Origin of the sequence: Nonomuraea sp. CA-143628, assembly GCF_050942315.1 — a bacterium.
Taxonomy (GTDB): Bacteria; Actinomycetota; Actinomycetes; order Streptosporangiales; family Streptosporangiaceae; genus Nonomuraea.
Genome location: NZ_CP192072.1, coordinates 2,126,141 through 2,150,371 on the forward strand (window position 1 = coordinate 2,126,141; position 24,231 = coordinate 2,150,371).

Annotated in this window: 15 protein-coding genes; 11 read left to right on the plus strand and 4 right to left on the minus strand. The window is 67.2% G+C overall.

Features of this window, described 5'->3' with window-relative positions; genetic code table 11:
* Positions 1-195 precede the first annotated feature (195 nt).
* The 4 genes from ACQP2T_RS09950 to ACQP2T_RS09965 all read left to right on the plus strand — a co-directional run bounded on the left by ACQP2T_RS09950 (position 196) and on the right by ACQP2T_RS09965 (position 9,618).
* The gene (locus ACQP2T_RS09950; RefSeq protein ID WP_433515868.1) at positions 196-3,459 is read left to right on the plus strand and encodes a N,N-dimethylformamidase beta subunit family domain-containing protein; all 3,264 of its coding nucleotides are present in this window, start codon (positions 196-198) and stop codon (positions 3,457-3,459) included.
* A gap of 151 nt (positions 3,460-3,610) precedes the next feature.
* Positions 3,611-6,079, plus strand: coding sequence for a hypothetical protein (locus ACQP2T_RS09955; RefSeq protein WP_433515869.1), 2,469 nt, complete (start codon positions 3,611-3,613; stop codon positions 6,077-6,079).
* Positions 6,080-7,067: 988 nt separating this feature from the next.
* On the plus strand, positions 7,068-8,393 hold the full coding sequence (locus ACQP2T_RS09960; RefSeq protein ID WP_433515870.1) for a UDP-glucose dehydrogenase family protein: 1,326 nt from the start codon (positions 7,068-7,070) through the stop codon (positions 8,391-8,393).
* 79 nt (positions 8,394-8,472) lie between these two features.
* Positions 8,473-9,618 carry a glycosyltransferase gene (locus ACQP2T_RS09965; RefSeq protein ID WP_433515871.1) on the plus strand — a complete coding sequence of 382 codons (1,146 nt, stop codon included), beginning with the start codon at positions 8,473-8,475 and terminating at the stop codon, positions 9,616-9,618.
* Positions 9,619-9,716: 98 nt separating this feature from the next.
* Here ACQP2T_RS09965 and ACQP2T_RS09970 read toward each other — a convergent pair whose 3' ends face one another.
* Complete coding sequence (locus ACQP2T_RS09970; protein WP_433515872.1) at positions 9,717-10,892, minus strand: NAD-dependent epimerase/dehydratase family protein; 1,176 nt, start codon at positions 10,890-10,892, stop codon at positions 9,717-9,719.
* 358 nt (positions 10,893-11,250) lie between these two features.
* Here ACQP2T_RS09970 and asnB point away from each other — a divergent pair, with 358 nt between their 5' ends.
* The 3 genes from asnB (at position 11,251) to ACQP2T_RS09985 (ending at position 15,716) form a co-directional block, all read left to right on the plus strand.
* A complete protein-coding gene (gene asnB / locus ACQP2T_RS09975) occupies positions 11,251-13,164 on the plus strand; it encodes an asparagine synthase (glutamine-hydrolyzing) (protein WP_433515873.1) in 1,914 nt (637 codons plus the stop codon).
* Positions 13,165-13,419: 255 nt separating this feature from the next.
* Positions 13,420-14,571, plus strand: coding sequence for a polysaccharide biosynthesis C-terminal domain-containing protein (locus ACQP2T_RS09980; RefSeq protein WP_433515874.1), 1,152 nt, complete (start codon positions 13,420-13,422; stop codon positions 14,569-14,571).
* 2 nt (positions 14,572-14,573) lie between these two features.
* Positions 14,574-15,716 (plus strand): glycosyltransferase, encoded by a 1,143-nt coding sequence (locus ACQP2T_RS09985; RefSeq protein WP_433515875.1) that lies wholly within the window; start codon positions 14,574-14,576, stop codon positions 15,714-15,716.
* On the opposite strand, the gene ACQP2T_RS09990 is transcribed toward ACQP2T_RS09985, so the two are convergent.
* Positions 15,673-16,929 carry a hypothetical protein gene (locus tag ACQP2T_RS09990; RefSeq protein WP_433515876.1) on the minus strand — a complete coding sequence of 419 codons (1,257 nt, stop codon included), beginning with the start codon at positions 16,927-16,929 and terminating at the stop codon, positions 15,673-15,675. The two genes, ACQP2T_RS09985 and ACQP2T_RS09990, sit on opposite strands and share 44 nt — an antisense overlap.
* Before the next feature lie 327 nt (positions 16,930-17,256).
* Here ACQP2T_RS09990 and ACQP2T_RS09995 point away from each other — a divergent pair, with 327 nt between their 5' ends.
* The 4 genes from ACQP2T_RS09995 to ACQP2T_RS10010 are packed head-to-tail and all read left to right on the plus strand — an operon-like array spanning position 17,257 to position 21,832.
* Positions 17,257-18,408 carry a glycosyltransferase gene (locus tag ACQP2T_RS09995; protein WP_433515877.1) on the plus strand — a complete coding sequence of 384 codons (1,152 nt, stop codon included), beginning with the start codon at positions 17,257-17,259 and terminating at the stop codon, positions 18,406-18,408.
* 4 nt (positions 18,409-18,412) lie between these two features.
* On the plus strand, positions 18,413-19,393 hold the full coding sequence (locus tag ACQP2T_RS10000) for an NAD-dependent epimerase/dehydratase family protein (protein ID WP_433515878.1): 981 nt from the start codon (positions 18,413-18,415) through the stop codon (positions 19,391-19,393).
* On the plus strand, positions 19,390-20,433 hold the full coding sequence (locus ACQP2T_RS10005) for a glycosyltransferase family 4 protein (RefSeq protein ID WP_433515879.1): 1,044 nt from the start codon (positions 19,390-19,392) through the stop codon (positions 20,431-20,433). Before ACQP2T_RS10000 ends, ACQP2T_RS10005 begins: the two co-directional genes overlap by 4 nt.
* Before the next feature lie 4 nt (positions 20,434-20,437).
* Complete coding sequence (locus ACQP2T_RS10010; protein ID WP_433515880.1) at positions 20,438-21,832, plus strand: polysaccharide biosynthesis tyrosine autokinase; 1,395 nt, start codon at positions 20,438-20,440, stop codon at positions 21,830-21,832.
* Here the strand turns inward: ACQP2T_RS10010 and ACQP2T_RS10015 are convergent.
* Entirely contained in the window at positions 21,810-22,385 is a 576-nt protein-coding gene (locus ACQP2T_RS10015) for a hypothetical protein (RefSeq protein WP_433515881.1), read from the minus strand. The two genes, ACQP2T_RS10010 and ACQP2T_RS10015, sit on opposite strands and share 23 nt — an antisense overlap.
* Positions 22,386-22,441: 56 nt before the next feature.
* Positions 22,442-24,220, minus strand: coding sequence for a DUF4012 domain-containing protein (locus ACQP2T_RS10020; protein ID WP_433515882.1), 1,779 nt, complete (start codon positions 24,218-24,220; stop codon positions 22,442-22,444).
* Positions 24,221-24,231 lie beyond the last annotated feature (11 nt).

Sequence of the window (24,231 nt, forward strand, 5' to 3'; positions counted from 1 at the left end):
GGGCCGAACCGGACGCAGCGCCTCCGCAGTGCTGCTCGGCCGGCTCGGCGCGGAACCGTTGACAGGCAAGATCTCGTCCATGGCCGCAAGCTTGGTGCGGTGAGTGCTTCGATCGGGCTTGTCCCTCTGCTCACGGTTGTTTCTTGCCGCTTCCTTGTCCGGGCCAAAGGGTGATGGCTCGCGTTCTCCGGAGATATGCCGATCTCCGCGCCGATTGAGTTCTTAGCGGAGAATCAACGCCGTCGTCCGTCCTGCTGGGAAATCGCCCTTCCCTCCTCCGTTTCACGAGAGAACCGGGCATCGTTGTATTTATTTGCTCATGACCCCCCGCGACCTGCTGAAATCAGCGCGATCGAGGGATGCATCATGGAAGAAAGTGGAAAAAAGACCGGTTTGCGATGGCGGGCCTTTCGCAGCCCGCCCTTTGTTCTGAGCGCAGGCATCGCGGCCGCGCTCGCCATCCTCGGCGCCGCCCAGGCGCCGGCGCGGGAGAGCGGCGTGGTCGGCATCGCCGCGAACCCCGCCTCCGGGGCGACGGTGAGCCTCGGGGGAGGGACGCCGCAGTCCGTACCCATGGGTGCTCGGATCAGCAAGGCCACGCGCAAGGATTTGAAAGCGATCAAGGCGGCCCACGGCCGGCCGTCGGGCCCGCTCAGGAAGAGGGGCGCCCGGCCGGCGACCTGCCCGCCGACCTCGGTCATCTGCCTGGAGAATTCTCTTCCCGGCAATCCGCCGAGCGAGTGGGACGTGGTGGGGGCCGGCAGTCCCACTATCCAGGGATATGCGACGGATATCAGCATCAACAAAGGGACGACCGTAGATTTCAAGGTGGACACGGACGCCACCGACTACCGGATGGACATCTATCGCATCGGCTACTACAGCGGCATGGGAGCGCGCCTGATCGCCACCGTGCAGCCGTCCGCCACGTTGCCTCAGGTGCAGCCCACGTGCGACAGCGATGATGCCACCGGACTGGTCGACTGCGGCAATTGGGCGGTGTCCGCGTCCTGGGCGGTGCCGAGCACCGCCGTCTCCGGCGTGTACATCGGAAAGCTGGTACGCGAAGACGGCACCCCCGGCGAGAGCCAGATCACCTTCGTCGTCCGAGATGACACGCGCGGCGCGGACCTCCTGGTGCAGACCTCTGACGCGACGTGGACGGCGTACAACAACTACGGCGGAAACAGTCTGTACAGCGGAAACCCGGCGGGGCGGGCCTTCAAGGTCAGCTACAACCGGCCGTTCAACAACCGGAGCGCCGAAGTCAGCGGCGCGGCGGAATCCTTCTTCTACAACTCCGAATACCCGATGATCAGATGGCTGGAGGCCAACGCCTATGACGTGAGCTACGCCACGAACGTCGACACCGCCAGGAGCGGGGCGGAGTTGCTGGAGCATCGCGCGTTCATGTCGTCCGGACATGACGAGTACTGGTCCGAGGACATGCGGGACAACGTCGAGGCCGCCCGCGCCAGCGCCGTCAACCTGATGTTCTTCTCGGGCAACGAGATGTTCTGGAAGACCAGGTGGGAGCCGAGCATCGACGGCACGGCCACGGCGTTCCGGACCATGGTCTGCTACAAGGAGACGCTGGCGAATGCCAAGATCGACCCCAGCCCGCAATGGACCGGCACCTGGCGTGACCCGCGTTTCTCCCCGCCGTCGAACGGCGGCCGGCCGGAGAACGCCGTGACCGGCACGATGTTCACGGTCAACGGCACCGTCTCCGACTCGGTGGCTGTTCCTTTCGCCTACAAGGGCCTGCGGCTGTGGCGGAACACGTCCGTGGCGAATCTCCTGCCCGGACAGACGGCGATCTTTCCAGCTGGAGTGCTGGGTTATGAGTGGGATACGGCGCCCGACAACCTGACGACTCCCGCGGGCTCGGTGAAGTTCTCCAGCATCACGATAGGCCGGATGGACAAGATCCTGCTCAACTTCGGTGGCACGTATGGTGCCGGGGTAGCGACCCACAATCTGATCCTTTACCGGCACTCCAGCGGTGCGCGCGTCTTCGGCGCGGGCACCGTGCAGTGGGCGTGGGGGCTTGACGCCGTTCACTACCGGCCTGGTACGCCTACGGACATCCGGATGCAGCAGGCGACCGTCAATCTCCTCGCCGACATGAGTTTGCAGCCGGCCAGCCTGCAGCCGGGCCTGGTTCCGGCGACCGCGTCGCCGGACACCACCCCTCCGACGACGACGATCACGAGTCCGTCCAGCGGCGCCACCGTGCCGAGCGGCACCACGGTCTCCATCCGGGGGACGGCGATCGACCTCGGTGGCGGACAGTTGGGGGGAGTCGAGGTCTCCCCGGACGGCGGCAACCGGTGGTTCCAGGCGAAGGGGCTCGCGGACTGGCAGTACAGCTGGACGACCGGCTCGGCCGGGCCGGTGACGATATTGGCGCGAGCGGTCGACGACAGCGGGAATCTCCAGACGACGCCGACCCAGAGGCCCGTCACCATCACCACGCCGTGCCCCTGCACCACGTGGCCGCCGTCCGCGACACCGGCCACCACGTCACAGAACGATCCCGCCGCGGCGGAGCTGGGCGTGAAATTCACGCCCACCAGTCCGGGCCACATATCCGGTATCAGATTTTACAAGGGGACGCTCAACACCGGAACGCACACGGGCGATCTCTGGAGCTCCACGGGCCAGCTCCTGGCCAGAGCGACGTTCACCAATGAATCGGCGAGCGGCTGGCAGCAGGTGAACTTCTCGACGCCCGTCGCGGTGAGCGCCAACACCACCTATGTCGCCGCGTACCACACGACATCCGGGAGGTATTCGATAACCCGGCCGTATTTCAACCAGCAGTATTCGTCCGGGCTGCTCATCGCACTGGCGACCGGAGCCGTCACCGGGGGCAACGGCGTCTATTCGTACAGCGCGACGCCCGTCTTTCCCACCAACACCTACCAGGCCACGAACTACTGGGTGGACGTGGTGTTCTCGCCGTCGAGCACGCTGTGGGACGAGACGGCGCAACCGGCGATCGATTCCACCGGCGACACCAAGGCGGTCGTCGTCGGGACGAAGTTCCGCCCCATCTCGAACGGGGTCGCCACCGGAGTCCGGTTCTACAAGTCTCCGCAGAACACGGGAACCCACGTCGGGTCCCTGTGGGCGCTCGACGGCACACTGCTCGCGAGCGCGACCTTCGCCAACGAGACTCCATCCGGCTGGCAGCAGGTGAATTTCGCGACACCGGTCCCGCTCGTCGCGAACACCACGTACGTGACCGCCTATTCCATGAATCCGGGAAACTACTCGATAACCAGGCCGTACTTCACCACGGGATATGGCCGCGGTCCGCTCTATGCGCCGGCCGGTACGGAGGTGGCGGGCAGTAACGGGGTGTACAAATACGGGCCGCCGCTCACGTTCCCCAACAATACCTACCAGCTCACCAATTACTGGGTCGATACGCTGTTCGACGCCACGAGTTAGCACCTTCATCCGGAAATCCTCCGGCCCGAGGCCGAGCCTCGGGCCGGATCACCCTCGCGATCCTTAAAAGCCCACCAAGGACCGGCAAGAACATCGCCGTACTCGGGCGTTCGCACCTTTCCGCGGCGCCGGTGTGGTCAAGCTTGCGTGCATGGCCGACGCTCCACCCTTTCCGCGCTCCGCGCCGCCTTCCTACGCACCCACGCCGGAGCCGGGCGTGGCCCGGCCACCGTCCGGGAGGAATCGCGCGTCGCTGCTGAAGCGCTGTTCGATCTGGCTCCCGGCGACGGCCGTGGTCGCCTGCGTCGGGGTCGCGCTGGGGTTCTACGGCGTCTCCGCCACCGACCTGGCACTCTTCAGCCTCTACATCGCCCTGGGCCTCGCGCTGCCGGGCCTGTTGTGGGTCCGGGCGCTGTACCGGGGTACGCCCACGCTGACGGAGGGGCTCGCGCTCGGCCTGATACTCGGGTACGCGCTGGAGGTCCTCACCTACATCCCGGCTCGCGCGCTCGGCGTGCCGCTGCTGGTGCTGGCCTGGCCGATCGGCACCTACGCACTCTTCCTCGCCGTCCCCCGGCTGCGCGGGCATTGGAAGACCGCCCCCGGCGCGGGCAGGACGCCGCTCTGGTGGTCATGGTGCACCGCGCTGACCATGATCTATCTGATCGTGTGGTCGGCCGTCAACGTCTTCAGAACCCAAGCCCTCACCTGGCCGGCGATGGGCACGTCGTTCATCGACATGCCCTTCCACCTGGCCCTGGCCGGTGAGCTGAAGCACCACATGCCGCCCATGGTGCCGACGGTCGCCGGCGAGCCCTTGGTCTACCACTGGTTCGTCTACGCGCATCTCGCCGCCGCCAGTTGGGTCACCGGGGTGGAACCGCTGGTTCTGCTCTTCCGCCTCGCCATCCTGCCCATGCTCGCCGCCCTCATCGTCGTCCTCGGGATGGTCGGCCGGCGCATAACGCGCTCGTACGGGGGAGCGCTGGCCGGCCTCGCGAGCACGGTCTTCATCACGGCGCCGAGCCTCTACCTCGGCGAGACCACCGGGGTGTTCACCTGGAAGACCGTGCAGTCATGGTCGAGCCCGACCCAGACCTTCGGCGCCCTGTTCTTCGCCCCGATCGTCCTGCTCCTCATCGACCTTCTCGGTCAAAAGCCACAGCCTCGGGGCAGATGGGTCCTCCTGGGGATCCTGCTCGCGGCGGTGATGGGGGCGAAGGCCACCTATCTGCCGCTGCTCATGGTGGGCCTGGTGGCGGTCGCGCTGGTCGAGACGGTGAAATGGTTCAGCCTGCCCCGGCGCCCGCTCGCCGCGCTCGGCCTCACCGCGGTGTACCTGCTCTTCGCGCAGTGCGTGCTGTTCGGCGGCGCACGGCAGGGGATCGTGCTCGATCCGCTGGCGATCGTACGCCTGACTTTGCGAGATATGGCCGGCCTGGCGGCCGGGGCCGAGCCGTCGGCCGTCACGATCGGTGTCGCCCTGCTGTGCGTGCTCTGCGGGGTCATCACGTGGTGCGGGATCATCGGGCTCATGGGCCGGCCGAACCTGCTCGCGCGGCCCGTGGTGGTGCTGGTGCTCAGCATGAGCGCGGCCGGTCTCGCGGCGGCGTTGGTGCTCGGCCATCCGCATCAGTCGGAGGGGTACTTCCTCCAGGCGTCCTATCCCTACCTGGCGATGCTGGCGGTCTACGGGCTCATGCTCATCGTACGGAAGGCGCGCGTGCGGCTCAGGGCGATGGTGTGCGCGGCCGGTGTGGGGGTGGTGGCCGTCTACGCCATCCGGACGCTCTGCGGCGTCAGGCTCCCGCTGGCTCCGGGCGCGGATTACACGGTCCTGTTCCTGCCGTACCTCGTTCTGCTGGGCGTGGTTCTGCTGGCCGTCGTCGTGCTGCGTGCCGCGCGCCAGAGCAGGCTCCGTACCTGTGCCCTGGTGATCTGCATGGTCACGGCCGCCGGCACGCCCGCCGCCTGGTTCGCCCGCGTCATGCCCGGCACCTTCAGAACCCCCGTGACCACCACCGCCCGGAACCCGACCGGGGCGACCACCAATCCGCCTGGGACGGCCGCCGTTCCGGTTCGGAACGGGACCGTGCCGCTGCAGGAGATTCCCAAGGGGGCCTTCACCGCCGGGCGGTGGCTGCGCGCCCATTCGGCCGTCGACGACCTCATCGCGACCAACGTGCACTGCCGTATGGGCTACGAAAACCCCTGTGACAGCCGCGCGTTCTGGGCGACGGCGCTGAGCGAGCGGCGGGTGCTGGTCGAGGGATGGGCCTACACGGTGACCAACATGGACAGCTGGCGTCCCGGCGAGGTGGTGGAAACGCGCCCGTTCTGGGATGGCGAACGGCTCCAGGCCAACGAAGTGGTGTTCCAGGCACCCTCAGCGGAGGCGATCCGGCGTCTGCGGGACGACTACGGGGTCCGATGGCTCTTCGTGGACGAGCACCGGCTGAGCCCCGGCGTCACCCTCGCCGCCTTCGCCGACCTCCGGTTCCGTGACGGCGACTACGCCGTCTACCGGCTCCCCACGACAGACCAGCCTTTGGGACCACTGTCTGACGACGCGAAGCCGACGCCCCCGGCCCCCTCCTCGGGAGCACGCCGGTCGGGGTAGCACGGCGCCCAGAGACGTTCGCCGGGCATCGGTTCCTCCGCTCCCCCGAAGGGGCGTCCGTCCTTGGGACCCTCGCCACAGCGGACTGTCTGCTTCCTCACCTCCAGAGGGGGCGCCCCTCGGTAGGGACGCCAGCTACGACGGACCGGCTTCTTCCGCTCCCCCCGGATCCTCCCCCCCACAGGGACGCCAGCCACGACAGACCGGTTTCTTCTGCTCCCCCGGAAGGGGTCTGCCACCTAGGGACCTCGGCCACGACGGACCGTCACAGGGTTTGCGGCGGTCGTGTGACGAACCTCGGGTCATGGCCGCAAGACTTGCCGGCCCTTGGTCATTGTAGATCGAGATGTACAGCAGCCCGTTCGGCGCGACAAGCCGGGAAGCCGCCTCGATCGCCCGCCACATGGCACCCGTATGGTGCGGCACTCCCCAGGAATATACGACATCGTGCTGGCCTAGAGCCTGTGTGTAAGCTTCGTCGAGAATGGATCCCTGGGCCGCGCTCCAAGTGCTTTCCGGCGCGAATATGCTGCGCGGTTTCGCCGATACGGCGACGGAATTCACGTCGAAGTCGAAAGCGTGGACCTTCGCCCCCCAAGCGGTGCGCGACGAGCGGGAACAGGCCGCTGCCGCGGCCGACGTCTCTACGTCCCCAGGGGGCGACGCAGGTCGTGGGCCGATCTCCAAAGCTTGTCGCCCGTCGACCGGATAATCCCATTTCGAGCTTCCCGAAGCTCACATGGCGCCTGGCATATTCCGCGCTCGGTGCCGACCACATTTGGCGGGATTTTAAGGAAGCTCTGCCATGTCTTTCAGGCGTTGACCGCCGCGTTATCGGACGTCTCCAAGTAAGAAAGTAAGGTGATCTGGTTGGTCTCGGGCGACGTGGACGAGGACGACATCGCGGGACCAGCGCCTTCAATTACCGAGCGAGGGAGAAACTTTGCAGGATCATAAGCTGATACGCCAAGATTCGCCCCAAACGAAGATGTCGCAGTCCGTCGAGTCGTCCGACCGCCTCCAAGTAAGCGTGATCGGCGCCGGATATCTGGGCACCGCCCACGCGGTGGGGATGGCGCAACTCGGCCACGATGTCATCGCCATGGACATCGAGAAGGAGAAGATCGCGAGGCTTTCGGCGTGCGAGCTGCCTTTCTTCGAGCCCGGTCTCGGCGAGTTGCTGCGCAAAAGCGTGGAGGCGGGCCGGCTGCGCTTCACCACCTCGTACGACGATGTCGCCGAGGCGGACGTCCATTTCGTCTGCGTGGGAACACCGCAGCTTCCCGGCTCCTTCAACGCGGATCTGCGATGGGTCGAGACGGCCTTCGCCGAGCTGGCGCGGCGGGTGGCCGGACCGGCGATCATCGTGGGCAAATCCACGGTGCCGGTAGGAACCGCGCGGCGCATGGCCGATGTCGTCCGTCACCAGACCGCCGGCGGCCGAGTGGAAGTGGCGTGGAATCCGGAATTCCTTCGCGAGGGGCACGCGGTTCAGGACACGCTCCAACCCGATCGGCTCATTTTCGGGGTGGAGTCGCAATGGGCGGAGCAGTTGCTCCGGGCCGTTTACCAGCCGATCATCGAGGACGGCTGTCCCCTCGTGGTGACCGACTACGCCACCGCCGAGCTCGTCAAGGTCTCGGCCAACGCCTTTCTCGCGATGAAGATCTCATTCATCAACGCAGTGGCGCAGATATGTGAGGCCACTGGCGGTGCCGTGCTGCCGCTTGCCGAGGCACTCGGCTACGACGAGAGGATCGGCAAGCGCTTCCTGGGCCCTGGACTCGGCTTCGGTGGCGGTTGCCTCCCCAAAGACGTTCGTGCCCTGTACGCCTGCGCGACGGAGCTCGGCCTGGACGAGGTCGCCACGTTCATCAGGCAGATCGACGCCATCAATCTGAGTCGCAGGGACCGCGCCCTCGCGCTCGGCCGGGAACTCCTCGGAGGCGCGTACGAGGGAAGGCGGGTCTGCGTCCTCGGTGCCGCGTTCAAGCCGAACACCGACGACGTCCGAGACTCTCCCGCGCTGGCGGTGGCGGTCGCCGCCCATCGCGAGGGCGCGCGGGTCACCATGCACGATCCCGTCGCGATGAACAGCGCACAGCTGGTCCACCCAGAGGTCGAGTACGCCGACTCGATTGTCACGGCCGCGTTGGAGGCCGACCTCGTCATGCTGTTGACCGACTGGACCGAGTTCAAAGACATGGATCCAGCGCTGCTCAGCGGCGTGGTGCGCAGCCGGAATGTGCTGGACGGGCGCAACGCGCTGACGCCGGAACGCTGGCGCGCGGCCGGCTGGACCTACCGCGCTTGACTCGGCAGGCCGTACGGTCCCGAGGCCGTGCGGTCCCAAGGCTTATAAGGATCATGCCAAAGGCATCGGAGGTCGCGTCATGAGACGACTGCACGTCTGCGAAGTCATCAAGGACCTGGGGGTCGGCGGCGCGGAGATGCTGCTCGTCGAGCGATTGCTGGCGGCGCCCGCCACGGGCGTGCGCTACACGGTCATATGCCAGGGCGCGAAGACCGACGAGCTCATCCAGCGGCTGCGCGCGGCGGGGACAGAGGTGATCACCTTCGCCGCCTGGCCGCGGCGGCTCCGCCTCGCCCGTCTGGCGGTGGAGGTCGGACGCCTGCGCCCGGACGTTCTCAACCTCCATTCACCCCTGCCCGCGTCGCTGCTCCGGCTGACGTCGCGGTTGTCCAGGCCGAGGCCCGCGCTGGTCTCGACCGTGCACAACGTCCGCTATCGCCTGCCGACGATGCTGCTCGACCGGGCGACAGGATGGCTGGACGCCCGTACCGTGGCCGTCTCTCCGCAGGTCGCGCGGGCCGTCGTCAGCCGGGGCGCGCGCAACCTGGTGACCAGGATCCACGGCATCAACGTCGCGGAGTTGCGCCGCCGGGCGGGGGAGGCCGCGCGGACGCGGCAGGAGTGGAACGTCCCCGAGTCCGCCTTCCTCATCGCGCACGTCGGCAACTTCCGTCCGCAGAAGCAGCACGGTGTGCTCATCGAGGCGGCCGCCAAGGTGGTCGACCGTGATCCGCGTGCCGTCTTTCTGCTGGCCGGCACCGGTCCGCTGTACGAGGAGACGGCTCGCCGGGTCGCCGAGCTGGGCTCAGACAACGTGCGGCTCCTCGGGCATGTGCCGGACGCCGCCCGCCTGATCGCTTCGGCCGATCTGCTCGTGCTCAGCTCCGCGCACGAAGGGCTGCCTGTCGTTGTCATGGAGGCTCTGGCGGCCGGTGTCCCGGTCGTGTCCACGGCCGTCGGAGGGGTGCCGGATCTGATCGACAACGGTCGCAACGGCCTGCTCACCCGGCCTGGAGACCCCGATGCGCTCGCTGAGGCCATTCTTCGGGCCATGCGGCCGGAGGTGCACGCACAGCTTCGCGAGGAGATACGGAACAACGCTGATCCGGTGGACATAACCCAGACAGCGGAGTGGTTCGAGCGGCTCTACGACGAAGTCGTCACCGATGGCGGACGGAACGGCCATGGTCATGCGCCGCGCCGGCGACAGGCAGAGAGGCTTTGACGGCCTCAAGGACACGGGGGCACGGACGCCCGGCGGGGGGACGGAGTCGATCCGGGCCGGATCCCGCTTGTCCATATGCGAAACCCGGCGCTCCTCGACTATTCCGGTGCGGGAATGCCTTCGTTCTTCAGAGTCCACACGACTTGCGTCGTCAATCCGGTTCGCAGATCGATCGTGGGCTGAAAGCCGATCACGTCCTTCGCCCGGGAGACATCGGCATGCGTATCCCGTACGTCACCGGCCTGTCCGCACCCGAACTCCAGCACGACCGGCCGCCCGACGATGTCGCCGACGAGGTCGGCCACGTCGAGCACCGAGGTGGTGACACCGGTGCCGATGTTCAGCGCCTCCGCTTCGACCTCCGCGTGCATGGCCAGCAGGTTGGCCCGTACGGCGTCCGCGACGAAGGTGAAGTCCCTTCGCTGCTTGCCGTCGCCGAGAATCGTGACGGTCTTCCCGTACAGCGCCGATGCGACCAACCGGCTGATCAGCATGTCATGACGTTGCCGCGGGCCGTAGACCGTGAAGTAGCGCAGTGCCACGACCGTTGGCCCGGAGGGTCCGCGCCGCGCGTGAGCCAGGGCCAATTGCTCCGCGGCGAGCTTCGTCACCCCGTAGGGCGAGAGCGGGGCGGGGAGGTCTGCTTCGGTCACCGGTCCATTCGGCGCACCGCCGTACACACTCGACGAGGACGACACCACGACCCGGCGGACCGCGGTACGGGCGGCCGCCTCCATCAGGAGATGGGTGGCGACGATGTTGCTTCTCGCATAGCTGGGGAACTCGGCTCCCCATGAGGGGCGAACGCCGGGCCGGGCCGCGATGTGAAAGACCGTGTCGGCCCCCTCGAGCTGCGGCTCAAGGGGGATCTCCGCAAGATCTCCACGAATCAGGGTGAAGCGATCACTGGCCTCGTTGAGCCGGAGGTTCCGCTCGGTGATCTCCCGCGGATGGCCCAGGCAATGGTCGATTCCGATGACCTCGTGGCCATCGTCGAGCAGTGACCTCGCGATGTGGGAACCGATGAATCCGGCGACTCCCGTCACGACGATACGTTTCCCGGGCGGCCTGTCCGCGGTTTCCATGGGTTTCATGGATCGGTTCTCCTCATCTGAGTACAGAAAAATTGGCCGGCCCAGCGATAACTGCGGTGAACCGGAATAGAAGCCCTTTGCGCCCTGTTGCCTTTTGGCGGCTCGCCGATGGCATCGAGGCATGCGGGTGGGAAATCCGGGATGGTCTCGACCGTCCGGCCGATATGTTCCGCTGGCCATGATACCGAGAATGATCGGGCGGGCACTTGTGGTGGGAAGGCGTGTTGCGTAAACGCGAGCGACTGGCGAATGGTCGCCTTCGACGTGTTTTGCGCCGGTGGCGAAGCCCGCAGAAGGCGTCAGGCGGGAGAAACGGACGAAACGGTTGATGGCCTGGAGCCACGCCCACCTCGGCGGGGATGTCACGGTGCATGGTCCACGGTGATCTATGATCCGTTTCCAGCGAATCATGTGGCTTTCCAGGCCGCCGCGTTGCTAAATGTCTGGCGGCGCCGTTCCGCGGAATGCGGGAAATCCTGTCGTGCGGTCAATCGCCTGGTCGAGGAATACGGTTTTTGCGTCCACTCATGGAGGACCGATGTGCGGGATAGCCGGGATCGTATCGACGACACCTCCCGACCCGGCGCTGGTGCGCCGCATGTGCGAGGTGATCGTGCACCGTGGTCCCGACGGCGACGGATTCCACAGCGACGAGCACGCGGCCCTCGGCATGCGCCGACTGGCGATCATCGACCTGGCCTCGGGTGACCAGCCCGTTTACAGCGAGGACGGCCAGGTCGTCGCCGTCTTCAACGGTGAGATCTACAACTTCGCCGAGCTGCGACGGGACCTGGCCGCACGAGGGCACCAGTTGCGCGGGACGGGTGATTCCGAGTGCCTGGTCCACCTCTACGAGGAGCATGGCACCGAGATGGTCCACCGGCTCAGGGGGATGTTCGCCTTCGCCATCTGGGATCGCGAGCGACAGCGATTGGTCCTCGCGCGTGACCGCATAGGGAAGAAGCCCCTTTACTGGCGATCGGACGGCACCTCGCTGGTGTTCGGATCGGAGCTGAAGTCCTTGGCGCAGGATCCGCGCCTGCGCCGCGAGGTCGATCCGGTGGCGTTGGACCACTATTTGACGTACAAGTACGTCCCGGCGCCCTGGTCTATTTACCAGGACGTACACAAACTTCCGCCCGGTCATCTGCTGGTCTGGGAACGCGGAAACGTCTCCGTGGACCGCTACTGGGCGCTGGACAGTTCGCCGCGACCGGTGCTGGATGAGAAAGGGGAGGAGGAGCGGCTGCGTGAGCTGCTCCTGGAGGCCACCCGCATCCGTATGGTGAGTGAGCGTCCCATCGGCGCGTTCCTGTCCGGCGGGGTCGACTCGTCCGCCGTCGTCGCGGCCATGGCCATGCAGAGCCAGAAACAGGTACGCACATTCTGCATCGGTTTCGAGGACGGTAATTACGATGAGCGGCACAAGGCCCGGATGGTGGCGGAGCGATATGGCACCGACCATCATGAGCTCGTCGTCACATCCGACTTGCTGGACGTTCTGCCACGCATCGCTTGGCACTTCGACGAACCGTTCGCCGACGCCTCGGCCATCCCCAGTTTCTACGTCGCGCGGCTGAGCCGGAAGCACGTCACCGTGGTGCTCAACGGTGACGGCGGCGACGAGAGCTTCGGGGGATATCAGCGTTACGTTCGGATGGGGCAGGCCGGGCGGATACCGGTCATGCCCGGCCCCCTGGCGATGGCGACCGGCCGCATCGGCGACATGATCGCGGATCGGACCGCCGGCGGATCTCTGCCCCGGCGCCTCGCCCGGCTGATGCAGTTCGCCGCGGAGCGCCCCGCACGCCGCTACGCCCGCCTCATGTCCCAGTACACACACCGGCAGAAGCACGCCGTCTACAGTGACGAACTTCGCGATCTTCTGGTGGGGGCGGACAGCTACCGGCTGCTCGACGAGGCGTTCGAGCGGTCTTTGGCGGCCACCGACCTCGGCCGCATCCTGGACGTGGACGTGGCGAGCTACCTGCCGGACGATCTCCTGGTCAAGGTGGACATCTCCGCCATGGCCAACTCGCTGGAGGCCCGCTCCCCGCTCCTGGACCACCACCTGATGGAATGGGCGGCCGGCCTGCCCATCGCACTGAAGGTGCGCGACGGCGACACGAAGGTCCTGCTCAAGCGGGCCGTCGCTCCTTGGCTGCCCAAGGAGATCCTGGGCTTCCCCAAGCAGGGATTCGACGTGCCGCTGGCGACCTGGCTCCGGGGTGAGCTGCGTGAGCCGGCCTTCGACCTGCTCACCGACGCCACCGCCCGCGCTCGGGGCCTGTTCCGGCCACAGGTCGTCCGGAACCTCCTCCAGCGGCACGTCGAAGGGGCCGACCACAGCGTCCAGCTGTGGGCTCTCCTGCAGTTCGAGCTCTGGCACCGAGCTCACGTGACCTCTGACGATCTGGTGATGCCCGAGACCGGTTGTGCCCCCTCGATGTGAGCCGAACGCCGTTCCGGTGGCCATGTGCTCACCACGATAAGGAAGATCACTCAAGTGATGCGTAGCCAGCGCGAGGTGAGGACGCGGAGCCCGTCGCGACGCGGAGCGTCGAGCGCCGTCGTCGGCGAGAGGCCCTCCTCTGGGGTTCAGCTCCTTCGGGCCTTGACCTTCTCGGGGGACTCGAATTCCGCCAAGATCGCACAGACGGTGGTAAGCCAGGGGCTCCGCCTTCTGCTGGCCACAGTCACCAGCATCTTGATCGCACGTTACCTCCAGCCGGAAGGCAGAGGTCTGTACGCGATGATCGTCAGCTTGGTCAGCTCGTCGGTCATCCTCGGGCATTTCACCATCGTCAATTCCCAGATCGCGTTCTGGAAGGACGGCGCTCTCAGCCGTGCGCTGACCGCCAACGGTCTCCTGTTCGGGTTGGGTCTGGGAGCGGTGGCCGCCCTGGGAGCCTTCGCCGTGTCACCGCTGGTGTTTCCGAACCGGCCGGCCCTGATCCTGGCGGTGGCCATGTCGGCGGTGCCCGCCATGGCGGCGATCATCAACCTGCGGGGCATCCTCACGCTCCAAGGAAGGGTGGACCTGGTCAACCGCAGCATCCTCATTTCCGGCCTGATCAACTGCGTGTCCCTGGTCCTGCTGGCGGTGTTGGGCCACTTCACGATTTTCACGGTCATCGTCATGTGGGCCGTTTCCGCTGCCCTGCCGCTCCCGATGTACCTGCGGGCGCTGCGCCCGAACCTGAGCCACGCCACCCGGGAACTCGCCGTGCGCCAATTCGGCCTGGCGGGGCGCTACTACATCGGCAACATCGCCCAGTATCTCCTGCTGTGGTCGGTGGTGGACATCATGCTGCTCAACACGCTGGCGTCCGCGTCCGAGGCCGGTCTCTACAGCGTGGCGGTAGTCGTGACCACGATAGCCAGGGTGCCCGCGGAGGCCGTCATTCAGGTCGTCCTGCCACAGCAGGCCGGCGGTGACATGACCGCGTCCGCGGCGGCGACCACGCGAGCGCTCCGGCTCTCGTTGCTCTGTTCATCGGGCTGCGCGTTCCTTCTCGCCGCCGCCTCCCCGCTGCTGATCCCCTGGGTGTTCGGTTCCTCGTATGAGGGGAGCGTCCTGCCGCTGGTCGTCCTGGCCCCGGGGGTCGCCTTGTACGGAATTGTGCGCCTGACGGGGCAGTACCTGATCCGGCTCGACCGCCCACTCTCGATGTCCGGGATCACCATCGGAGCACTCGCCGTGAACATCACGCTCGATCTGCTTCTCATCCCCGGCTGGGGGGCGGTGGGGGCCGCGCTGTCATCCTCGATCGCTTACGGCCTGCTGGCGGTCATCCAGGTCATGTGGTTCTTCCGGGTACGCGCGTCTTCATTCGCCGCGACAGGACGAAAGGCTTAGCCATGCGGAAAAGAGACCGGTCCGCCCTCCGCCGGGTCGCATTTCTCATCGGGCACCTTGGGCGAGGGGGAGCCGAGGCGCAGATCTCCCTGCTCGCGCAGGGTTTGTCCGCCAGGGGCATCGAGGTGCACATGTTCCTCATCTCGAAAAGTGGACCGCACGAAGCGGTCCTCCGCGCCGCCGGAATACGAGTGCATCATCTCGGTTTCGGCCGTGCGTCTTCGGGATCACCTGATCTGGTGCGGTGCGTGCGGGGTTTCGCCCGTCTCATTCGATTGTTGCGGCATATTCGGCCCGAGGTGCTGCACGCTTATCTCTTCGAGGGCCGCATGCTGGGACCGCCCGCCGCTTGGCTGGCGGGCGTCCCCGTCATGGTCGCCGGTCGGCGCAACGCGGGTGAGCCGGAACAACGCCATCGGCGGGTGGTCGTTCTCGAACGAGTGATGACCCGGATCACCGATCACGTCGTGACGAACGCGGTCGCCGTGGCCGAGGAAGCCCGCACGATCACCAAGATCCCGGCGCGCAAACTGAGCGTGATCTACAACGGTCTTCGGGCCTCCGCCTTCGAGCGGGCCGAGCCGGCGAGCATCGAAGACACCGAACTCCCTGTCGTGCTGTGCGTGGCCCGCCTGGCGCCGCAGAAGGGGCACGACATCCTGATCGAGGCCGCCTCGCGGCTGCTCCGGCGCGGCCGGCCGTGCACCTTCCTGCTCGCCGGCGAAGGCAGGGAACGGCACCGCCTGGAGGAGCTGGTTCGCGGGTCGCGGGTGGATGTCCGTTTCCTCGGTGACCGCACCGATGTGAAGGCGCTCCTGGCCAGAGCCGATGTGGTGGTCCTTCCCTCACTTTGGGAGGGCCTGAGCAACGCGGTCATGGAGGCGATGGCCGCGGGACGGCCGATCGTCGCCACCGCGGTGGGCGGCACACCCGAGTTGCTGGACGGCCGAGGCATCCTGATCCCCGCGTCCGACGCGGAGGCGTTGGCCGACGGCATCGTCCGTCTCCTCGACGACCCGGACCTCGCGGCCTGCCTAGGACGCGAGGCGCGCGCCTGGGCGCGCGAGCATCTTGATGTGGACGTGCTCGTCGATCAGCACATCAATCTCTACCAGCGGCTCGCCCGGATCCGGAAGGACTGCTGAGCGCGGTCAGCGGCGGACGTGCGGCTTGTTCGATGTCCGCCGCCGGCTGCCTCCTGCTCCATGCCACAGCGGACAGCAGGCTCGTGAGCATGACGATGGGAATGCGCTGCCGGAAGATCAGGCCGACATTGGCCACCGTCGTGGCGTAGGCGATCGTGCTCGGTACGATGAAGAGCAGCAGGATCACGAGCGATCGCCGGTCGTAACGCCAGAGCAGACGGGCCCCGCGTACGGCGCTGTACAGCATGAAGTACCAGACCAGCGTCTCGACCTTCGCCAGCTGCAACGTCATGCTGCCATCGGCCCAGGGGAACGGAGCGAACAGCGTGTAGAGCAGCTTCGGGAGCAGCGAACCCCACGCGCTGCCGCTGTCCTCGAACAGCACGCCTGAACCCTGGCTGGCGTACGAGCGGCGAGCCTCTGCCGACTGGCCGAACTCCAACTGTTCCAGTGCCGAGTCCACGAGCCCGTCGTCGTTGACATAGCCGGCGAAGAACAGGCCCGACACCAGCAAGCCGGCGGAGACCACCAGAACGCGGGTGAAAGCCGCGCCCCTGGAACCCATGAGCCCGAGCAGCGACGGAACCCCGCACATGAACACCATGTAGGCACGTACGTTGAGGAGCCCCCACAGCAATGCCAGCGTCGCGAGCGGCTTACGTATGTCGAACCGTCGCGCATTCGAAACGGCGAGGTAAAGACAGCCCACGACGAGGAAGGCGTTGAACCCGTCCTTGAACGTATCCGACGTGCACAGGAGAAACATCGGCGAAAAGGCGGTGATGGCGAGCAGCACGAACGCCGCCCGTTCGTCGGCGCCTATCAACCGGGCGAACCTGTAGACGACGATGCACAGCGCGCACGCTATCAACGCCACGACCGCCACACAGGCGAGTGGAGCCGGGCCGCCGCACAGGTAGATGAGGATGGCGAAGACATAACACGGCAGCGCCACGGAGTTGAAGTGCTCGGCCGGCACGGAGGTGGCGAACTGAAAACCTTCGCGCTGCCAGAACGCGGCGGTCTCCAGGGACATGGCCTCGTACCCCAGATAGTCGCCGCCATATCCGACGGCATCGGGCCGTACCACCGCGACGTGGATGACCAGCCGGGCGGCGAAGGCGGCGACCAGCACCGGCAACACTTGCCACGCCGCCCGTTTGTCAAAACTTACCGAAACAAGGAAGACCAGTGTGATCACGGCGGCGGCCACAATAAGGTATTCCACCTAAACTCCTCAACGCTCGTATCGGCGCCATATCGACCACTATGTCGATGTGATCGGGATGGCACGAAGAACAATACGTTGAGCGGCCGCCGAGATCGGCATGGCACACCGAACCGCTGCAAGTCAGCAGGAAAGACGTCGGCCGGTCAGCTCATCCGATGTGATTCCATAACCTGCGGGGACAAGATATGCAAATATTCCGTCGGCACCGCGACTCGGACCATTGAACGAGTCAAGGCCCAAGCTAGCTTCTGCGGCATGAAGACCCATTCCGCAGGAGCTTGTGCGAAGCCGGACGGCCGCATAAGAGTCATGGATGTCATCGCCCGGATGAACATCGGCGGCCCGGCTACTCAGCTGACGGGATTGTGCGCGCAGCTGAACCACGACACCTTCGATCATCGCCTCTACACGGGTGACGTCAGCGGCGACGAAGGCGACCATTTCCTGCTCCGGGAGTCGGCGATGCCGGTTCACCGGGTTCCCGGGCTCGGCCGCTCGATCAAGCCCGCTGATGACGTCCGGGCTGTCGCCCACCTGATCAAGGCGATACGCACGTTCCGGCCGCATATCGTGCACACGCGGACGACGAAGGCCGGATTGCTGGGTCGCGTGGCCGCCCGCCTGTCCGGCATCAATCCGGCCATGGCCCACGTGTTTCACGGACATCTCCTTTACGGCCATTTCTCGCCGCCCAAGCGATTTGTCTACGTACGGACCGAGCGCCTTCTCGCCTCGATGTCCGATCGTCTGGTGACCGTGGGAGCCCGCGTCCGCGACGAGTTGCTGGAGGCCGGGATCGGCCGTCGCGAGCAGTACATCGTCACCCCGCCGGGCGTCGGGCTCGGCCCGATCCCCAGCCGCGAGGACGCCCGCCGGTCGCTGGGACTTCCGCCGGACGTGCCCGTGGTCGCCTTCGTGGGCCGGCTCACCCAGGTGAAGCGGCCCGACAGATTCGTCGCCACGGCAAGAGCGATACTCCGGCAGGTTCCCGACTGCCACTTCGTCGTCTGCGGAGACGGTGAGCTCCGCGAGCAGATGGAGCAGGCGGTCACTCCCATGCGCGCCTCCTTCCATCTGCTCGGCTGGAGAAACGACGTGGCCACCATCTGCTCGGCCGCCGACGTGGTCCTGCTGACCTCCGACAACGAGGGGATGCCCGTCGCGCTCATCGAGGCCGGGATGGCGGGCAGGCCCTCCGTCTCCACCAGGGTGGGCAGCGTCGCCGAGGTCATCAGGCACGAGCACACCGGCCTGGTGAGCAGTGCCGACGTCGGTGAGCTGACGGAGCACACCGTACGACTGCTGACCGACCCCGAACTCAGGCACCGGATGGGCGAGGCCGCCCGCGACTGGACCACCGCCTCGTTCGGGGTGGAGCGCCTGGTGGCCGACACCGAGGCCATGTATCGATCCCTGTACGAAGAGCGCCGGGCACGCGCTTCAGCCAGAAGGGCGAGGTGACAACATGCGATATCTGCTGACAGGCGGGGCCGGTTTCATCGGATCTCATCTCACCGACGCACTGCTGGCGCGCGGTGACTCCGTCGTGGTGGTCGACAATCTGTCGACGGGACGGACCGCGAACCTCGCGCTCGCCGCCGGCCACCCCCACCTTCAGTTCGTCCAGGGCTCCGTGCTGGACGAACTCATGGTGGACGAACTGGTGCACGAGTGCGACGTCGTCGTCCATCTCGCGGCCGCGGTCGGCGTCAAGCTGATAGTCGAGCAGCCGCTCCGATGCCTGACGACCAACATCCGCGGTTCCGAGGTCGTCATCGAGGCCGCGCATCGCTACCGGAAAAAGATCCTGATCACCAGCACGAGCGAGATCTACGGCAAGAACTCGTCCGGACCGCTGCGGGAGGACGCCGATCGCATCCTCGGCAGCCCGTCCGTGGTGCGCTGGGCCTACAGCACGGCCAAGGCCGTCGACGAGATCCTCGCCAACGCCTATCACCAGGAGCGCGGCCTGCCGACGATCGTCGTGCGGCTGTTCAACACCGTGGGCCCGCGGCAGAGCCCGGCGTACGGAATGGTCATCCCGCGCCTGGTCCATCAGGCGGTCGGCGGCGCGCCGCTCACGGTCTTCGGCGACGGAAGCCAGACGCGCTGCTTCGCGCACGTCGCGGACGTCGTCGACGCGTTGCTCCGGCTCCTCGACCTCGAGGCGGCGGTCGGGCAGACCTTCAACATCGGCTCCGCGAACGAGGTGAGCATTCTTGACCTGGCGAAGCTGGTCATCGAGCACACCGGGTCCACCTCCGGGATCGACCTCATCCCGTATCACGAGGCATACCAGCAGGGTTTCGAGGACATGACCCGCAGGGTCCCCGACACCACCCGGATCCGCGAGCTCACCGGCTGGGCTCCCCGGCACACTCTCGACGAGATCCTGGCCGAGGTCGTCAAGCAGGTTCGCGAAGAGCTCACGGCGTCCAACCGGTGAACGCGACGATCGCCCTCGCCACCGGCGTGGCCGCCTTCGTGATCAGCTGTGCGGCGATCGTGCCGTTGCGGCGCCTGGCGCTGCAATGGGAACTGACCGATCGCCCCAGTGAGACGAAGGCGCACGCCCGCCCGACTCCTTACCTGGGTGGCATCGCGATCACGCTCGGCACGGTGGTGCCCGTGATCGCGGTGCTCGGCTTCGCCGAACTCCGGATCATGGCGATCCTCCTGGCGGGCACCGCGGTGTCGCTGGTCGGCCTGATCGACGACGTCGGCCCGCTGCGCCCGGTCACCAGGCTGGTCGTGGAGGCCGCGGCGGCCAGTGGGGTCGCGCTCGCCGGTGTCCACGTCAGCACGCCGGCCAACGGATGGGTGGACGGAGGCATCACGGTCGTGTGGATCGTCGTGATGCTCAACGCCTTCAACCTGCTGGACAACATGGACGGCGCGCTGGGAGCCGTCAGCACCGTCACGGCGGCCCTCCTGGGTGGAACGGCCTTCGTGACCGGCCACCCGGCACTGGGGCTGCTGCTGATCGCGCTCGCGGGCACCAGCCTCGGCTTCCTGCCGCACAACTGGGCGCCCGCGAGGATATTCATGGGTGACTCCGGATCCCTGTTCATCGGATTCGTGGTCACCTGCTCGGCGGTCTTCCTGGTGAGGGGGCAGGATCCGGGCGAGATGATCGCCGGATTGCTCCTGCCGACCTTCGTCGCCACCGTCGACACCGGCGTGGTGTTCCTCTCGCGGGTGCGGGCGGGCCGCTCGCCGCTGATAGGCGGCACCGACCATGTGACACACCGGCTCCGCCGGCTGGGGCTCAGCATCCGTATGGCCGCCGCGACGCTCGGCGCGCTCGCGGCCATGGCGGGCGGCTGCTGCCTGATGATGGCCCTGGGCTGGATATCGCCCCTGGTCACCACGATGGTCGCGGGCGGAACCGCCATCGTTCTCATCGCCTTGCTGCAGGGTGTGCACGTCTACGCGCCGATCGAACACCTCAAGGCTCCTCCAAGAATCCGCGAAAGGCGGCGTTGATCCAGTGGATCTGCTCTACTACATGCGGCTCCTGCGCCGGAACTGGCTGCTCCTCCTCATCTCGGTGGGGATCGGGATCAGCGCGGCGGCCGTGGTCACCGCGAACACCCCGCCGCAGTACGTCGCGACGATCTCCATGCTGGTCTCCGGCCAGGACAGGGAAGGCAGCCTCTCCACCGCTTACCAGGCGGGAATGCTGTCGGCGCAGCGGGTGCAGTCCTACGCGACTCTGCTGTCGAGCCGCCGGGTGGTCGGTCAGATCACCACGCCCGAGGACATCCGGCGGATGCAGGCGAACATCTCCGCCGAGGTCGTCCCCGGCACCGTCCTGCTCCGGGCGACCGTCACCGACACCGACCCGGGCCGCGCCGCACAGCTGGCCAACACCCTGGGCTCGCGGTTCACGCAGCTGATCGAGCAGATCGAGCGGGTCAATTCGGCCACCCGGCCCACGGTCAAGGTCACCATGGTGGACCAGGCGGAGATCCCTCAGACGCCGGTCAGCCCCAGGCCGGTGGTCAACCTGGTGGTCGCCGTACTGATCGCGCTGGTCATCGCCATCGGTTCGCTGACGCTCCGCGATCGTCTGGACACCACCATCAAGACCTCCGACGCGCTGCTGCAGGTCTCGAAGAGCTCGACTCTCGGGATCATCGGGTACGAGCGGGACGCGCGGCGTCACCCGCTGATCGTCCGTAGCGGGGGCCGATCGTCCAGGTCGGAGGCGTTCCGCTCACTCCGTACGAACCTGCAGTTCATCGGCGTGGACCGGCAACCCAAGTCCCTGGTGATCACCAGCTGCCTGCCGAACGAGGGCAAGTCCTCGACCTCCTCCAACCTAGCGATCACTCTGGCCCAGGCGGGCTGGCGGGTGCTGCTGGTCGACGGCGACCTCCGCCGTCCGCGCATCCCGACCTACCTCGGCATCGAGGGCGCGGTCGGCCTGACGGACGTGCTGATCGGCAAGGCAAAGCTGGACGAGGTGATCCAGCCCTGGGGCGAGCCGCGCCTGTTCGTGCTGCCGAGCGGTCAGATCCCGCCGAACCCGAGCGAGCTGCTCGGCTCGCGAGGGATGCGCCAGGTGATCGACCAGGTCATGGACGACTACGACATCGTGATCGTCGACGCGCCGCCGCTGCTGCCGGTGACCGACGCCGCGACGCTCTCGGCGATCTGCGACGGAGTGCTGCTCGTCGCCCGGTACGGCAAGACCCGGCAGGAGCACATCGTCCGGGGTACGGAGCTGCTGGCGTCGATCAACGCGCGCATCGTGGGCACGGTCATGAACTTCGTCCCGGCCAAGGCCAGCCGATACGACGGCTACGGCTACGGCTACGGGTATGAGACCGACACCGCGACCGAGGCCAGGGCCGCGGTCAAGGCGCCGACGACTGTGTGAGGAGCCGGAGCGGGACGTCGAGCGATCTGGCGATCCTCCGTCCCGCCATCCGGTGGTGCCACCGGGTGCCGCCGATGGGGTCGAGGATGTCGGGCCGGTCCACCGGCACCAGGCCGCGTAGCCCGCGCACCTCGTCGACCAGCGTGTGCGCCCGCCGTACAGGATCGCGATGACGCGTGATCGCCGCGGGCTCGACCGCGCCGCACAAGGCGCCGAACTCGGCGATGGTGAAGGTACGCCCGGCGGCCTGGAGCCGCCTGGTCACCACTTCGGCGCGATGCGCGGCGGCGGCCGTCAGCACGAGGTCCGCGGCGGCCACCACCTCGGTGGTCAGCGGGCTGGAGACGAAGCCGCTGGGATCGCCACCGAGGCGCAGCAGCGTCCGCCGCGTGTGCTCGGCCATCTCCATGCCCGGCTCGGCGTGGGTGCCCGCGCTGGTCACCCGGAACGCCGGCCCGAGGACCGACCTGGTCAGCCGCTCCGCCAGAGGTGAGCGGCAGATGTTGCCCGTGCACACGAACAGGATGTGGAAACCAGGCGCTGTACCTTCCATGAGCGCGACGGTAGAACGCCCTGGTCAGAAGGCCGTTGGCGGCACGCCGGTCTTTGTTATCTGGTGGGAGTCTCGAAGGTACAGCCCCGATGGTCCTGGGTGATGTTGGTCTGCTGGGGATGGACCAGTGGCTGCACGGGCACCAGCGGCGCCGCGTCCGAGGCGGGTTCGAGCAGGAGGAACTCCAGTGTCTTCGACTGCCGGGGCGCGAGCTCCAGCATGATGGAGTAGACGGGGTGGGATCGTTCGACTTCTTTGATGACCTCCACGAGCTTGCCGTCGATCCGCACGCCGCCGTTCTTCGCGCCGATCCCGGTATACAGCGACACCCACAGCAGGTTGGATCCGATGGCATGGGGGCGTTCCGGGGAGTCAAGGCGGCTGGTGACATACCTGGGCAGCTTCCCGCGCGGCACGTCATTGGTGAGACGGACCCGCACCTTCGTGACGCGTTGGCCGTCGGGACGGCAGGGGCCCAGCTCATAGTCGACCGAGCGCTTGAGGTAGTAATCGAGCTTGTTGCCGCCGGAATTGTTGACCACCAGTCCGGCGAACGGTCCCGGCTCCTTGGGCAGCACACCGCCCAGCGGTGTCGTGGCCAGGCGGCGCTGCTCGACGCCCCTGCGGCTCCACACCTGGATCCGCCGCTCATCCACCATCTGCGCCAAGGTGGACATCAGGGTGCGGGGATCCGGATGGGACCGGGTCAGCGCCTCGCTGACGGCGCCGGCGATCGTGATGAGGTACTTCTTACGCTCGGCCGGATCCTGGTAGCGGACGTAGGCCACCCGCTCGGTCAGGTCGGTGACGTTCTCGGCGGTCACCGTCTCACCGCCCGGGAGAGTGACCGGGCCGATCAGCCGCAGCAGGTAGGAGAGCCCGACCGGGTCGGTCGCGATGGCGCCATCCAGCCGCCGGCCCGTCTGCCGCTCCCAGAGCGCGGTCCAGGTGGTCGCGGCGTACGGGAAATGCGGGGAAAGATTGGAATTGGAGAGCAGGGAAAGCGCGCTCGGCCCGTACCGCGCACTGAATGCCGGCCCATTGTCGGCGACCGGCGCCGGACTCGGCGCGAGGCGAGTGTTGGCGGAGAGCCGCTGAATGCCGAGTTTTCCTTGCCCGGCTTTCAGAATGCCGAAGGCGCCCACCAGGCCGCCGGTTCCGCGCGCCTCGGCATTTGTCTGGAATGCCAGGAAATAGCGGCGTGGACCGTCATGGCCCAGCATCGGCGGCAGCAGGGCGGCGGCGTCGGCCGCCGCCCCGAGCCAGCCGTGCAGCCGATCGACCTGCTCCAGGGCCGTGACGCGGGCCTGGTCCAGCTCGCTCACGCCGGTGTCCGCCGGGGTAACGGACAGGCGTGAGCGCGCCAGGGCGACCCGGTCGGCGGCGGCGTCCAGGGCCGGTGCCGCCGACTCCAGGTCGGCCAGCAGTTCGCCCATGTCGGTCATGGAAGCGCCCTCGGCGGACCCACCGGCCGTGATCAGCCGCGCGGCGGCCCGGTGCACATCGGCCAGGGCACCGGTCAGCTCCGCGGCGGTCTCCGCCAGACCACGGATGGTCGTCGCGCTCTCTCCGACCAGGGGAGTGTGAGCGAGCAACGACCAGTCCGGGCCGGAGGTGAGCCGACGGGCCTCGTCCGCGTGCCACTGCGCGTCCGCGAGCGTCCCGGCCAGCCGGCCGGGGTCGCTCGCGCGCAGCAGGACCAGCGCGTTCCTGGTCGCCTGCAGGTGGTCCCGCACGCTCAGAGCGAGGTGCGCGGCCCAACCCCCGGCCAGCGTGAGACCCGCGGCAGGAGCCAGCAGGCCGGCGATGACAACTCGGCGTCTCTTACTTCGCACTGTGAGATCGG